The following is a 14,186-nucleotide window of genomic DNA, read 5'->3' on the forward strand; positions in this document are numbered from 1 at the left end:
TCGGGGACCACCGGCCTCATTGTCGATGCTCGACGGCGCATCGGATTCACCTGACGCGGGTGAGTCGAAGAGCACCCCTCTACGCCGACCATGGGACGACTGGAGATCTGAGTGGCGAAGGAGTAATCGTGGCCAAGGAATTCGAAGGCACCATCAACCTCGATGTGCGTGACTCGGTCTCGGACTGGGACGCGTTCCTGCCGGACAAAGCACCTGCAGGCGCACCGAATGTGCTGGTGGTCCTCTACGACGACACGGGCCAGGCGTCCTGGTCGCCCTACGGCGGCCGGATAAACATGCCGACGATGGACCGTCTCGCCGAGAACGGGCTGACGTACACGCAGTGGCACACGACGGCCCTGTGTTCGCCTACCCGTTCCACGTTCCTCACCGGGCGCAATCACCACCTCAACGGATTTGCCTCCATCTCGGAGTCGTCCACGGGCTTCCCCGGTTACAACTCGCACATCCCACCGTCGAACGTCACGATGGCAAACCTGTTGCGCGACGCCGGGTGGGCGACGTTCTGGGTGGGCAAGAACCACAACGTCCCGATCGACGAGTGGACGGCCGGCGCATCGAAGAAGAACTGGCCGCTCGCGCAGGGTTACGACCGCTTCTACGGGTTCATCGGCGGCGAGACCAACAACTGGTTCCCGTCGCTGGCCGAGGACAACCACTACATCGAACAGCCGTACACGCCCGACGAGGGCTACCACCTGTCGAAGGACCTCGCGGACCAGGCACTCAAGATGATTCGCGACGTCAAGCAGACCGAGCCGGAGAAGCCCTGGTACCTGTGGTTCTGCCCCGGCGCCAACCATGCACCGCACCACGCCCCGCAGGAGTACATCGCCAAGTACGAGGGCATGTTCGACGACGGATACGAGGCCTACCGCGAGTGGGTCCTGGCCCGGATGGTCGAGAAGGGCATCCTCCCCGCCGACACCGACCTCACCCCGCTGAACCCGATGCCCGAGGGCACGTTCTCGCCCACCGACGAGGTGCGGCCGTGGGACGAACTGAACGACGAAGAGAAGCGGATGTTCAGCCGCATGGCCGAGGTGTTCGCGGGCTTCTCCGAGTACACCGACGCCCAGGTCGGGCGGATCGTCGACTACCTCGAGGAGTCCGGCCAGCTCGACAACACGCTGATCGTCTACTGCGCCGACAACGGGGCGTCCGGTGAGGGCAGCCCCAACGGTTCGGTGAACGAGGGCAAGATCTTCGGCGGCTACCCGGACGACGAGGCACAGAACCTCACGATGGTGGACAAGCTCGGCAGCCCGGACACCTACAACCACTATCCGACGGGTTGGGCCGCGGCGTTCTCCACGCCGTACAAGATGTTCAAGCGCTACACCTATCAGGGCGGTGTCTGCGACCCGCTGGTGATCCACTGGCCCGCCGGGATGAAGGCCCGCGGCGAGGTCCGCCACCAGTACCACCACTCGACGGACATCGTGCCGACGATTCTCGAGGCGTGCGGCGTCACAATGCCGGACACCTACAACGGTGTCGAACAGACACCGCTGTCGGGTGTGTCGATGAAGTACTCGTTCGACGCGCCGGCCGACGGACCGACGGCCAAGGAGACGCAGTACTACGAGATGTTCGGACAGCGCGGCCTGTGGCACAAGGGGTGGAAGGCCGTCTCCCTCCACGGTCCGGTGTCCGGCATGGGCAACTTCGACAGGGACGAGTGGGAACTGTTCCACACCGACGTCGACCGCGCCGAGGCCCACGATCTGGCCGCCGAGCACCCCGACAAGCTCGAGGAACTCGAGGCTCTGTGGATGGAGGAGGCGAAGGCCAACAACGTGTTGCCGCTCAACGACCTGCAGATCATCGGCAACCCCAAGGATTTCGAGACGTTCATCGGGATGGAGTTCCACCAGCCGGTGCCGCCGAGCGGTCAGTACGTCTACTACCCCGGCACCAGCGAGGTGCCGGAACGATCTGCGGCCAACGTGCACGGCGTGTCGTACAAGATCCTCGCCGAGGTCGACCTCACGCCGGACACGCAGGGAGTGATCTTCGCGAACGGTTCACGATTCGGCGGGCACTCCCTCTTCGTCAAGGACGGGACCGTCACCTACGCGTACAACTTCCTCGGCATCCCACCCGAGGACCGCATCTCGGCTCCGGTAGCGACGTCCGGCAGGCACATCATCGGGGTGGAGTTCGTCAAGGAGAGCATGGGACCGAACCGTGAAGGCATCGGACCGCTGCGGCTCTACATCGACGACAAGCTGGTCGCCGAACAGAAGATCCGCACCGTGCTCGGGCATTTCTCGCTCTGCGGCGAGGGCCTGTGCATCGGTTACGACAGCGCCGATCCCGTCTCGAGTGCGTATCCGGAGCCCCGCTTCGCGTTCCGGGGCGGCGAGATTCGAAAGGTCGTGTTCGACGTCGCGGACGACGCCTACATCGACGTCGAGAAGCACATGGCCGCGGCAATGTCACGGGACTGAGCGCTTTCCGGGGGTACGAACCGCCTGCGCGGGTTAGACTTTCCCCGCTGCAGGCGGTTCGTCCAGTTGTTCCGGATGATTACTCGTTATGTGGGAGGCATGTCGGGTGTCGATCGCGCAGGACGGGAGTGTCGCTGCGAGCGCCGAAATTCCGGTGTTTCGCAGCGATCGCGTCGTGCCTCGCACACGTCTGTTCGACGCACTCGACCGCACGATCACCGATCCCGACGACTCCGCTCCGGTCGTACTGGTCTGCGCCCCAGCAGGATCCGGAAAGACGACGTTCCTCGCAGATTGGGCGCACAGAACACTCGCACGGCCGGAAGCCCCGACCATTGTGTGGGCGTCGATCGACGAGGAGCACAACGCACCGCACGTGCTGCGTGCGGAACTCGCCAGGGCGCCGGCAGATCCGGACCGGGCCGCCTGGCTGATCCTCGACGACGCTCACCTGCTCCACGACGCGGGCGCTCTGGCGGAGCTCGAGGTGCTCCTGCGGACACCGCGCGACCACCTGCGGATCGTGGTGTGCGGCCGGTTCGAACCGCCGCTCGCCTTCCAGAAACTGCGGCTCGACGGCAGGGTGCTCGACGTGACGTTCGACGACCTCGCCTTCACTCCCGAGGAAGCGACAACGATGCTGGCCGAGCACGACGTCGCGCTCGGTGGCGACGACCTGGCGGCGCTGATGGAGCGAACCGAAGGCTGGGCCGCGGGCCTGCGGCTCGCCGGGATGTCACTCGCGGGCCACCCTGATCCGACCGCGATGATCGAGAGCTTCTCGGGGTGCCGCCGCGCGGTCGCCGACTACCTGATCGAGCAGGTCCTTGCCGGGCAGAGCCCGGAGATCAGAGATTTCCTGGTCAAGACCTCCGTGCCTGCGACGTTCACGGCCGCCCTCGCCGAGGAACTCACCGGGTGTCCCGACGCCCACTCGACGATCGACTTTCTCGAGCACCGAAACTTTCTGATCAACCGCATCGAGGGCACGCCCACGCTGTTCCGCTATCACCCGCTGCTCCGCAGTTATCTGCGCGCCGAGATCAGCCTGCTCGGCCGTAGAGCGGTCGCGGATCTCGAGCACATGACCGCCCGCTGGTACGCCCGGTTCGGCGACGCCCTGCTCTCCCTCGAACACGGGGTCACCGCCGGCGACGTGTCCGACGTCGAGTCCGTGCTGAACGAATCCGGCCTCGCGCTGGTCCTGGACGGACACGGCGACGCGATCGAACGCCTGCTCGCCGATGCGCCGCACTCGATCCGCGACCGGACCATCACCCATCTGGTGCGCGCCGCGACGCACCTGCACGCCGACAACCCCGTGGTGGCGGAAGCGATACTGGGCGCAACCGGTGACGACGCATACGGAGGCGGGAGCGACGCGCGCACAACACTTCTCGAGAATTCGCTGAGACTGCAGATCGCGGTCTGCACCGGGGTCCCGCTCCCGGTCGCGCACCTACCGAACGTCGACGCAACCCCTTCCGGCGACCTCCTGCTGGATGCCTACGCCGGGCTCCAGGACGGTCGCGCGCACCTGCACGCCGGTCACCTCGATGCGGCAGCCGAGAGCCTGGGCCGCGCCCGCGTCCACGCCCGCGAGGCCGGGTCGCCGACCCTGGCCGTCCAGACGTCGACCGCGCTCGGGACCGTGGCGCTGTGCCGGGGACTGCTCGCCGATGCGGTCACCCTGGTCGCCGAGAGACGGCCCGCGGCAACGGATGCCGCCGGCTCCAGTGCCACGGACACGCGCCGGGCAACACTGCTCGAGGCCCTGTGCCACTACCTTCGCAACGACACCGCCCGCGCCGTCGATCTCGCCGCCGGCACCCAGGAACCCGGCACCCCGACGTCCGGTGCGAGCGTCGCCGCAACCGCCCTGTTCGGCATCGACGCCGCTCCGGATCGACGCACCGCCGTCGCCGCCCTGCACACGGCGACCGCCACGAGCGGGCCGGCGCCTCACCCGCCCGGCTTGATCGCGGCCTGCCTGCCGTCGATCCAGTTCGCGTATCTGCACATCGGCGAGACCACGTGGGCCCGCGAACTGACCACCAACGCGGCCACGGCCCTGGGCCGGAACGGCGATGTCGCGCTCCTCGAAGCCGTCCTGCATCTGTGCGCCAACCAACTCGAGCGGGCGCGCACCATTCTGCTTCCGGTGCTCGAGGGCGAAGTTCGCTGCGCCGCAGCGACCAATGTCGTCACGGCGTGGCTCGTCGAGGCCGAAATCGCCCGTCGCCGCGCCCACGACGCGCGCGCCCACGACGCCGTCGGAGAGGCACTGCGCCTCGCCGAACCGGAGAGCGTCCTGCGGCCATTCCACGACATGGCGGCCGCGAGCCAGGAACTGTTGTCCGCCAGCCGGGGCCGCTTCGGAACCCGCGACGGCTTCGCCGAGCGGGTGTGGACGTCCCTGCCGCGGACTCCGGTCGCCACCGCCGAGCGGCTCACCCGGCGCGAACTGCAGTTGCTCGCGGAGTTGCCGACGTGGCGTACCGCCGAGGAGATCGCGGCCGACCTGTGCGTGTCGGTGAACACCGTCAAGACCCATCTGCGCGGCATCTACCGAAAACTCGGGGTGACCAACCGACGCGACGCCGTCAGCGCCGCGCACACCCACGGGCTGCTGTGAACCTCGGATTCACCATCGACGGGTGAGGTGCGCGACGCCCACGGGCGGCATTCTCGACAGATCAGGTGGGGACCCGATCGGCAGAGGGGAGACGTCATGGCCGCATCCGACTCGGCCTGGCCCGCCACCGTGCGATACGCATTCCTCGTCGGCGGCGAACTGTCCGAGCGGGTGCTCGCAGCCTTCCCCGAGCTAAGGGTCTCGGAGACGGCACACGCCCACACGACGCTGTACGGCCCGGTCCGCAGCCCCACCGAACTGCGCGGCATGCTCGCACGCTTCGACGCACTCGGTCTCACGCTCGTCGAGATGCGGCGACTCCCGGACTGACTCCCCGACCGCGACGCGGGCTACCTTCCGACCAGTCCGATCTTCGCCTCGATCCGGTGGATGCGCGGGTCGCCGGCAGGAATGAGGAACGTCTCGTGAACACGTGCCGTCACCATCGTCCTGCCGAACAGACCGGCGTCGATCAGATAGTCGGCCACCACCTCGTCGCCGTCCACCCGGTACTCCTCGTCGCGGATGGCGCGGATCACCCGGAACTGCGGACCGCGCGAAAGGCTGCGGCGCAGATGGTTTCCCGAGAACCCGGTCTTCAGGCCCACCTCGTAGCGCACCGCGTGGGGCGCGTAGGGCACGGAGTCGCCGTCGTGGCTGAGCAGGGCGGCCACGTACGCGCGGGCCGCGTCGAGCTGGGCGGTGTCGAGCTGTGGTGTCATGCGGACAGTCGACCACGTCCGACCCACCCTGAGTGTGAATTTGCTCCCCACTCCTCCCGTGCTATCCGGGGGCAGGGGTACAGTGCTTTCTATGCAGCGCGCGCTCCTTCTTGGGTGCCGCGGCGGGGTCTGATCCAGACTGGCCACCCGTCGCGGGTCCTCTCCGTGCGCCGGTCGCCTCAGCTGTCGGGCTCTCTACAGTCCACAACCAACCTGGAGATCGATTCCCATGTCCCCCGCTGACGCCTTCACTTCCGGTTCGCGCACCATCACGCCGCCGTCCAAGCCGGCGCCTGCCGACCAGCCGGCCTGGAACACCCAGAAGAACTCGTCGATGCCGACCTTCCGCTACCGCCCGTTCGGTGAAGAGGTCGAGACGGTGTCGCTGCCGGACCGCACCTGGCCCGACAAGGTCATCGACCGCGCCCCGCAGTGGTGCGCCGTGGACCTGCGCGACGGCAACCAGGCCCTGATCGACCCGATGAGCCCCGCCCGCAAGCGCCGCATGTTCGAGCTGCTCGTACGGATGGGTTACAAGGAGATCGAGGTCGGCTTCCCGTCCGCCAGCCAGACGGACTTCGACTTCGTCCGCGAGATCATCGAGGACAGCGCGATCCCGGACGACGTCACCATCCAGGTGCTGACGCAGTCGCGCCCCGAGCTGATCAAGCGCACCTTCGAGGCCTGCGCGGGCGCCAAGAACGTCATCGTGCACTTCTACAACTCGACGTCCATCCTGCAGCGACGCGTCGTGTTCCGCGCCGACAAGGAGGCGATCAAGAAGATCGCTACCGACGCCGCCGCACTGGTGCTGGAAGAGGCCGCGAACCACCCCGACACCAACTGGCGCTGGGAGTACTCGCCCGAGTCCTACACCGGCACCGAGCTGTCGTACGCCAAGGAGGTGTGCGACGCGGTCGTCGAGACCCTGGGCGCCACCCCCGACAACCGGGTGATCATCAACCTGCCGGCCACCGTCGAGATGGCGACGCCCAACGTGTACGCCGACTCGATCGAGTGGATGCACCGCAACCTGGCGAACCGCGAGAGCATCATCCTGTCGCTGCACCCGCACAACGACCGCGGCACCGGTGTCGCGGCCGCCGAGCTGGGCTACCAGGCCGGCGCCGACCGCATCGAGGGCTGCCTGTTCGGCAACGGTGAGCGCACCGGCAACGTGTGCCTGGTGACGCTGGGTCTGAACATGTTCACCCGCGGCGTCGACCCGCAGATCGACTTCTCGAACATCGACGAGATCCGTCGCACGGTCGAGTACTGCAACCAGCTGCCGGTCCACGAGCGCCACCCGTACGGCGGCGATCTGGTCTACACCGCGTTCTCGGGCAGCCACCAGGACGCGATCAACAAGGGACTGGACGCGATGAAGGTCGCGGCGGACGAGCAGAACGCCGACGTCGACGACATCGTGTGGGAGGTTCCCTACCTGCCGATCGATCCCAAGGACGTCGGCCGCACCTACGAGGCCGTGATCCGCGTCAACTCGCAGTCCGGCAAGGGCGGCGTCGCGTACATCATGAAGGCCGACCACGGGCTGGTGCTGCCACGCCGCCTGCAGATCGAGTTCTCGCAGGCCGTCCAGAAGATCACCGACGGCGAGGGCGGCGAGGTCTCGCCCAAGGAGATCTGGGACGTCTTCGCCGACGAGTACCTGGCCCCGGTCAACCCGCTCGAGCGCATGCGCCAGAAGGTGACGGCGGCCGAGGAGGACGGCGGCACCGATTCGATCACCGCGGTCGTCAAGGTGAACGGCACCGAGCATGAGATCTCCGGCGCCGGCAACGGCCCGCTGGCCGCGTTCGTCGACGCGCTGGGCACCGTCGGCTTCGACGTCCGCGTCCTGGACTACTCCGAGCACGCGATGTCCGCCGGTGACGACGCCCAGGCCGCCGCGTACGTCGAGTGCGCGGTGACCCTGCCTGACGGCACCAGCAAGGTCGTGTGGGGCGTCGGCATCGCCACCTCCATCACCACCGCATCGCTGCGCGCCGTCGTCTCGGCGGTCAACCGGGCGCACTGAGTTCGAACTCCACGAAGGAGCCGCACCCGTCCGGGTGCGGCTCCTTCGTCGTTCCGCCGGGCGCGACGTCCGATTTCCGCCAGCCCGCCGCGGCGCTCCCCGGCATGCTGGTCACGTGATCGGCGACGACGGCAGGTACGAGGCGGTGTGCAGCCGCGACGCCCGCTTCGACGGGGAGTTCTTCTTCGCCGTCTCCACGACCGGGATCTACTGTCGGCCGAGCTGTCCCGCCACCACACCCAAGCGTCGGAACGTCCGCTTCTACTCGACGGCCGCGGCGGCGCAGGGCTCGGGCTTCCGCGCGTGTCGGCGGTGCCGTCCGGACGCGGTGCCCGGCTCCGCGGAGTGGAACGTCCGCGCCGACGTCGTGGGACGGGCGATGCGGCTGATCGCGGACGGCGTCGTCGACCGGGAGGGCGTCGCCGGTCTGGCCGCGCGTCTGGGCTACAGCGCCCGGCAGGTGCAGCGCCAGCTGACGACGGAACTCGGGGCGGGCCCTGTCGCCCTCGCCCGCGCCCAGCGCGCCCACACCGCACGAACCCTGCTGCAGACCACCCCGATGCCGGTCACCGACGTCGCGTTCGCGGCGGGATTCTCCAGCGTCCGCCAGTTCAACGACACGATCCGGCAGATCTACGCGGTCACGCCGAGCGGGCTGCGGGCGACCGTGCCGGGCAGCGCGGCGCGGTTCGGCTCCGTGGCCCCCGCGAGCGGCGCGCCCGGCATCGCCCTGCGCCTGCCGTTCCGCGGACCGTACGACGCGGCCGCCGCCTTCGACTACCTCGCGGCGCGGGCCGTCACCGGGGTCGAGGAGATCACCGGTCCGCGGGGCCGGCGTCACTACCGACGCACCCTGCGGCTGCCGCACGGAGTCGGTGTCGCCGATGTCCAGGAGGCGCTCGGCGATTCCTGGATGGCATGCCACCTCTGCCTCGCGGATCTCCGCGATCTCACCACCGCCACGCACCGGATACGGCGGGTGTTCGACCTCGACGCCGATCCGTACGCGGTCGCCGAGCACCTGAGCGGTGACCCGGCGCTGGGGCCGCTGGTGGCCGCCCGTCCCGGGGTGCGGGCGCCGGGCACCCCGGACCCGGACGAATTCGCGATCCGGGTGGTGGCGGGGGGACGCGCGGCGGCCGCCGAGCTGGTGCGGCGGTACGGCAGGCCGCTGCCGGTTCCGCGCGGCGGCCTCACACACGTGTTCCCGTCGGCCGCCGAGCTGGCGGACGCGCCGATGACGGAGTTGACCACCGAACGCCGGCGGGCCACCCGGGCCCTGGCGCGCGCCCTCGCCACCGGCGCGGTGCGTCTGGATCCGGGTGCCGACAGGAAGGCGGCCGAGGCGGCGCTCGCGCACCTCCCCGGTGTCACCGTCGAGATGGCGCGCTACATCCGGATGCGCGCGCTCGGCGACCCCGATGTGCTCTCGACCTGCGATATCGCCGATCTCGAGCGTCCGGGTGCGGCGTTCGGGGACACCGAGTCGTGGCGGCCGTGGCGGACCTACGCGATACATCATCTGGCCGCGACACGCCCGGGCGTCGTGCTCGCGGAGTCCCGCTGAACGGGAACCCCGCCCAACGCGCAGGCGCCGGGAAATAGCTTCTGGGCGTGACGATCCGACAGCAGACGACGTTCCCCCGACTCCTCTCGCCCGGAAGGATCGGGCCGATCACGCTGGACAACCGGGTCGTGCTCCCGGCGATGGACATGAACCTCTGCGAGGACGGCGAGATCCACCAGGGCGACATCGACCACTTCGCGGCCCGCGCCCAGGGCGGCACCGGAATGATCATCACGGGCTGCTGCGCCGTCGCCTATCCGGCGGGCTGCACCAGCCGCAAGGAGCCGGGGCTGTCCGAGGACCGGTTCATCCCGGGTCTGAAGGCGCTCGCCGATGCCGTCCACGAGGCCGGCAGCAAGCTGTGCGTGCAGATGACGCACCACGGCAAGGTCGCCCGGATCGACAACCTCGACGGCCGCCCCCAGCTGGTGCCGTCCATCCCGAAGCCCCCGGGCGACATGAGCGCGATGATGGACTGCACCCCCGAGGAACTCGGGAAGATGGCCGCCATCCAGGAGGGTAAGAAGGCCACCTACCGCGAGGCCACCCACGAGGACCTCGAGTGGCTGGCCCGGATGTTCGCCGAGGCAGCGGGCCGGGTCCTGGCCGCGGGCGGCGACGCCGTCGAGATCCATGCCGCGCACAACTACGTGCTCGGCGGCTTCCTGAGCCGCTACTCGAACCAGCGCACCGACGAGTACGGCGGATCGCTGGAGAACCGGGCGCGGTTGTCGTGCGAGGTCATCCGTGCAGTCAAGGCCGAGGTCGGCGACGGCCTCGCCATCATCGTGCGTCTGGCCGGCCAGGAGTACGGCGAGTCCGACGGCCTGACCCCCGACGAGTCGGCCCGCGCCGCCGCCATGTTCGAGGAGGCCGGCGCGGACGCCATCCACGTCACCGGCACCGCGCTGAACGCATTCGCGAACTTCACCGACGGCCCGCTGCCCAACAAGGTGGGCTTCTACACCGACAACGCCGCGGTCGTGAAGCGCGCGGTGTCCATCCCGGTGATCACCGTCGGCCGCATGCTGCCCGAGGTCGGCGAGCAGATGATCACCGAGGGCCACACCGACTTCGTCGCGATGGGCCGCCAGTTGCTGGCCGACCCCGGACTGGTCAACAAGCTCAAGGCCGGCCGCAGCGAGCAGGTCCGTCCCTGCATCAACTGCTACGTGTGCGTGCAGGAGAACTTCTGGGACGACACCCCGCTGTGCGCGGTCAACCCGGCGCTCGGCAACGAGACGCTGCTGCCCTTCCCGAGCGTGACCAAGCGCAAGCACGTCGTCGTGGTCGGCGCCGGCCCCGGCGGCATGGAGGCGGCCCGCGTCGCCACCGAGCGCGGCCACCGCGTCACCCTGCTGGACAAGACGGACCGTCTCGGCGGCACGCTCTGGTTCTCGACGCTCACCACGCCCGACAACGAGCGCCTGCTGAACTGGCTGAGCAACGAGGTCCGACGCGCGGGTGTCGACGTCCGGCTGAAGACCGACGCGACGGCCGCGACGATCAAGGCCCTCGCGCCCGACACCGTCGTCGTCGCCACGGGTGCGGTGCGCGCGCGTCCGAGCGTGCCGGGTGGCAACCTGCCGCACGTGCACACCGGTGACAGCCTGCGTGGCCTGATGACCGGCACCGGCGACGTCTCCGACCAGGCGCTGTTCCTGCGGATCGCCGGCAAGCTGGGCGGCCTCGTGGGGATCACCAAGAGCCCCGAGAAGATCCGCACCCTGAGCCGCAAGTTCCTCAAGTTCCTGCCGATGAGCAAGAACGTCGTCGTGATCGGCGGATCGCTCGTCGGCCTGGAGCTGGCGGAGTTCCTCGCCGAGCGCGGCAGCCGGGTGACGCTGATCGAGGAGGGCCAGCAGCTGGGTGTGCCGATGGCGATGCCGCGCCGCTGGACCGCCGTCAAGCACGCCAAGGAGCTGGGCATCGACATCCAGCGCAACGCGACCGTCGAGCGCATCACCAAGAAGACCGTCGAGTTCTCGGCCGGCGGCAAGTCGCTGTCCGCGCCGGCGAGCATGGTCGTGGTGGCGTCGGGTGTGTCGGCGTCGGCGCCGCTCGCCGACGAACTGGCCCGCGCCGGTGTCGACGTCCGCGTCGTGGGTGACGCCGGTGAGGTCGACTACATCGAGGGCGCGATGCACTCGGCGTGGAAGGTTGCCACCGAGATCTGATCTCACCGCCGACGGCCGACCCCGAAGCTCACCTCGGGGTCGGCCGTCGGCGTCTTCACCGAAACCGTTCAGCGCGTGGTGAATCCGCCGTCGATGGCGAGCGCCGCACCGGTGATGAACGAGGCCTCGTCGCTCAGCAGGAAGGCGACGAACGGCGCGATCTCCTCGGGTTGCGCGATCCGGTTCACCGGGTGCAGCGACTCGATGTGGGCGAGCGCCTCGGCGGTGGTGGCCATCGACCCGCGCGCCAGAGGTGTGTCGACGCCCCCGGTGGTGATGGCGTTGACGCGCACGCCGCGGTCGGCGACCTCGAGTGCCACGGACCGCGTCAGTCCCACCACAGCGTGCTTGGCCGCCACGTACGGCGCCGCCTCGGGCAGCGCGACCACGCCCATGTTCGACGCGTTGTTGACGATCGCGCCACCGGTCTCGAGGACGGCAGGGATCTGATGCTTGAGGCAGTTGAAGACGCTGGTGACGTTCTGTGCCAGTTCGGCGTTCCAGGCGTCGGCGTCGACCGTCGAGATCGGGCCGGACGCGTTGACGCCGCCCGCGTTGTTGAACGCGCCGTCCAGGCGGCCGAACTCGGCGATCGCAGTGGTGACCAACAGCGCGGCGTCGTCCTCGACCGTGACGTCGGCGGGAACGAAGATCGCCGTGCCGCCGGCGGCGCGCAGACTCTCGGCGGCCGCCTCCCCGACGTCCTTGCGCCTACTACCGATGACCACCGCGGCACCCTCTGCGGTGAGACGACGAGCCACCGCGAGCCCGATGCCGGACGACCCGCCGGTGACGATGAAGACCTTGTTTTCCAGACGTGCAGACATGCGTGAGTTCCTTTCCACGACAGGTGTTGAATGCGACCGGCCGGGCCTGACGATCGCCGTCGTCGACATTGCTCGGTGCCGTCGCGCGGCGCTGGCGGGAATCGGACGATGCGCTCGGATGCCGATCTCTCGACACGACACGTTGACGCAGGGGCAGCGGGTGGAACAGGCTGCAAGGATGCGATTCGGATTCCTCGCAGGCTGCGCGACTGCCGTTCTCGGTCGAACCGCACTCCGTGAACTGTTGCTGTTCAAGTTCCGCCACGACGTCCAGGCTCTGAACGGTGGCGACTATCGGCCGCTGTTGGCGTCGTACCGCGACGACGCGGTGCTGCGATTCGCCGACGGCGATCACCGCTGGGCCGGCGAGCATCGCGGCCGTCCGGCAATCGCGGCCTTCCTGCAGTCCTTCGTCGACGCCGGCCTTCGCGGCGAGATCTCCGCCGTCTACTTCGGCGGCGCACCCTGGCGGATGACGATCGTCGCCCGCTTCGACGATCGCGCGGACGCACCGGACGGGTCGCCGCTGTACCGCAATCGCACCGTCCTCCTCGTCCGGACCCGGTGGGGCAAGATCGTCGAGCAGGAGGACTTCTACGTCGACACCTCACGGATCGACGAGTTCGACGCGCGACTGCGCGAACTCCACGACGACGCCTGACGGCGGCGTGCGCGCTCAGGCCGCCACCGGCCGGGCCTCGACCGCGAGGTGTCTTCCGGACGCAACCAGCAGGATCAGGCACACCACGACGGCCGGCCACACCAGGACGTCACCGATCGGCCGCAGCCAGTCGGCGTCGGACGCTGCCGCGACCGTGAGCGACGCCGCCGACGTCATGCCCATCGGGAAGGCGGTGGACCAGCGGCGCACGTCGTACTGCAGCCGGGGCCAACGTATCTCGGAGATCACCAACACCAGGTAGTCGACCAGCACGATGCACACGATCACCACACCGGCCACCGCGATCGCGTCGTGGACGCCCTCCGGCCATCCGGCCGCGAGGGCCGCGGGCGCGAGCTTTCCGGCGGCCAGAGCGCTGATCGCGAGACCACCCGCAAACACCCACTGATCGCCGGCGCCGACACGGAACTGGTCGTACGAGAACCGGATCAGCACCATCAGATAGAAGAACAGCCCGAGCAGGAACGCCACGAACGCCGGCCCGACGAGCCAGTGCGCCGACGCCGCGACCGCGAGCGATGCGCCCAGCACCGCGAGTCCCTGCGTGGAGACGCAGAGCAGGAAGTGGACACCGACGGTCGGCGACGCCCAGTGCCGCACCACCGCGGGGATCAACACGACCCACGCGACGAGCGCGATACCGAGCGCCGCCCAGCCCAGGTGGTTCCAGTCGAGCAGGACGCACCGCGCGCCCAGCACACACGTCGCGGCGACGCCGGTGAGCGCGGGCGGAGTGTCTGCCTCGTTCGCCCAGCGCGCACGGTCGTCGAACAGGCGGCGAACGAAAACCACCACGAGCAGCATCCAGATCAGCCCGCCCACCACGAGCCAGAAGCGGGAGAACCACTCGAATCCGGCGAGGTGCAGGGCCACCGACACGATGCCCGTCGACATCGCCGCAGCACCCGCCCCGGCCGGAATGGCGGTCAGCGCGCGGCCGGTGCCTGCCCTCACACCCGGTCCGTCGGACACCTCCCCATGATGCGCGTGTCGTGCTGCGCTCGGTCCCGATTCGACGGTTCCGGTCGAGTTTCGCTGCGGGCCTCCGCCGTTTGCGCCATCCT

10 protein-coding genes are annotated in these 14,186 nt (G+C 69.1%); 7 read left to right on the forward strand and 3 right to left on the reverse strand.

The genetic code is table 11. From position 1 onward, the window contains the following. The first annotated feature begins 128 nt into the window (after window positions 1-128). The 3 genes from LCL87_RS15535 to LCL87_RS15545 all read left to right on the forward strand — a co-directional run bounded on the left by LCL87_RS15535 (window position 129) and on the right by LCL87_RS15545 (window position 5,439). Window positions 129-2,474: an arylsulfatase gene (locus tag LCL87_RS15535; protein ID WP_225021132.1), complete on the forward strand. Its 2,346-nt coding sequence runs from the start codon at window positions 129-131 to the stop codon at window positions 2,472-2,474. Between the two features lie 175 nt (window positions 2,475-2,649). Then, on the forward strand, window positions 2,650-5,109 hold the full coding sequence (locus LCL87_RS15540; protein ID WP_225021134.1) for a winged helix-turn-helix domain-containing protein: 2,460 nt from the start codon (window positions 2,650-2,652) through the stop codon (window positions 5,107-5,109). A gap of 96 nt (window positions 5,110-5,205) precedes the next feature. Next, window positions 5,206-5,439: a DUF8691 family protein gene (locus LCL87_RS15545; protein ID WP_225021137.1), complete on the forward strand. Its 234-nt coding sequence runs from the start codon at window positions 5,206-5,208 to the stop codon at window positions 5,437-5,439. Window positions 5,440-5,459: 20 nt separating this feature from the next. Here LCL87_RS15545 and LCL87_RS15550 read toward each other — a convergent pair whose 3' ends face one another. Then, window positions 5,460-5,831 (reverse strand): DUF8021 domain-containing protein, encoded by a 372-nt coding sequence (locus tag LCL87_RS15550; RefSeq protein ID WP_225021139.1) that lies wholly within the window; start codon window positions 5,829-5,831, stop codon window positions 5,460-5,462. Between the two features lie 229 nt (window positions 5,832-6,060). Here LCL87_RS15550 and leuA point away from each other — a divergent pair, with 229 nt between their 5' ends. The 3 genes from leuA (at window position 6,061) to LCL87_RS15565 (ending at window position 11,613) form a co-directional block, all read left to right on the forward strand. Beyond that, window positions 6,061-7,869, forward strand: coding sequence for a 2-isopropylmalate synthase (leuA, locus tag LCL87_RS15555; RefSeq protein ID WP_225021141.1), 1,809 nt, complete (start codon window positions 6,061-6,063; stop codon window positions 7,867-7,869). A 115-nt stretch (window positions 7,870-7,984) separates the two neighbouring features. Continuing rightward, window positions 7,985-9,436, forward strand: coding sequence for an AlkA N-terminal domain-containing protein (locus LCL87_RS25915; protein WP_510850780.1), 1,452 nt, complete (start codon window positions 7,985-7,987; stop codon window positions 9,434-9,436). 47 nt (window positions 9,437-9,483) lie between these two features. Continuing rightward, complete coding sequence (locus LCL87_RS15565; RefSeq protein ID WP_225021143.1) at window positions 9,484-11,613, forward strand: oxidoreductase; 2,130 nt, start codon at window positions 9,484-9,486, stop codon at window positions 11,611-11,613. A gap of 68 nt (window positions 11,614-11,681) precedes the next feature. On the opposite strand, the gene LCL87_RS15570 is transcribed toward LCL87_RS15565, so the two are convergent. Beyond that, window positions 11,682-12,440 (reverse strand): glucose 1-dehydrogenase, encoded by a 759-nt coding sequence (locus tag LCL87_RS15570; RefSeq protein WP_225021145.1) that lies wholly within the window; start codon window positions 12,438-12,440, stop codon window positions 11,682-11,684. Window positions 12,441-12,618: 178 nt separating this feature from the next. On the opposite strand from LCL87_RS15570, the gene LCL87_RS15575 reads away from it, so the two are divergent. Next, entirely contained in the window at window positions 12,619-13,101 is a 483-nt protein-coding gene (locus LCL87_RS15575; protein ID WP_225021147.1) for a nuclear transport factor 2 family protein, read from the forward strand. 15 nt (window positions 13,102-13,116) lie between these two features. Here LCL87_RS15575 and LCL87_RS15580 read toward each other — a convergent pair whose 3' ends face one another. Continuing rightward, window positions 13,117-14,076 (reverse strand): tellurite resistance/C4-dicarboxylate transporter family protein, encoded by a 960-nt coding sequence (locus LCL87_RS15580; protein ID WP_225021149.1) that lies wholly within the window; start codon window positions 14,074-14,076, stop codon window positions 13,117-13,119. Window positions 14,077-14,186 lie beyond the last annotated feature (110 nt).

Source organism: Prescottella equi, assembly GCF_020171745.1.
Lineage (GTDB): Bacteria > Actinomycetota > Actinomycetes > Mycobacteriales > Mycobacteriaceae > Prescottella > Prescottella equi_A.

Bases quoted from the DNA above. Each gene is read 5' to 3' on its own strand.
- LCL87_RS15545 (WP_225021137.1), top strand. From the start codon at position 5,206: ATGGCCGCATCCGACTCGGCCTGGCCCGCCACCGTGCGATACGCATTC.
- LCL87_RS15570 (WP_225021145.1), bottom strand. From the start codon at position 12,440: ATGTCTGCACGTCTGGAAAACAAGGTCTTCATCGTCACCGGCGGGTCG.
- LCL87_RS15550 (WP_225021139.1), bottom strand. From the start codon at position 5,831: ATGACACCACAGCTCGACACCGCCCAGCTCGACGCGGCCCGCGCGTAC.
- LCL87_RS15575 (WP_225021147.1), top strand. From the start codon at position 12,619: ATGCGATTCGGATTCCTCGCAGGCTGCGCGACTGCCGTTCTCGGTCGA.
- leuA (WP_225021141.1), top strand. From the start codon at position 6,061: ATGTCCCCCGCTGACGCCTTCACTTCCGGTTCGCGCACCATCACGCCG.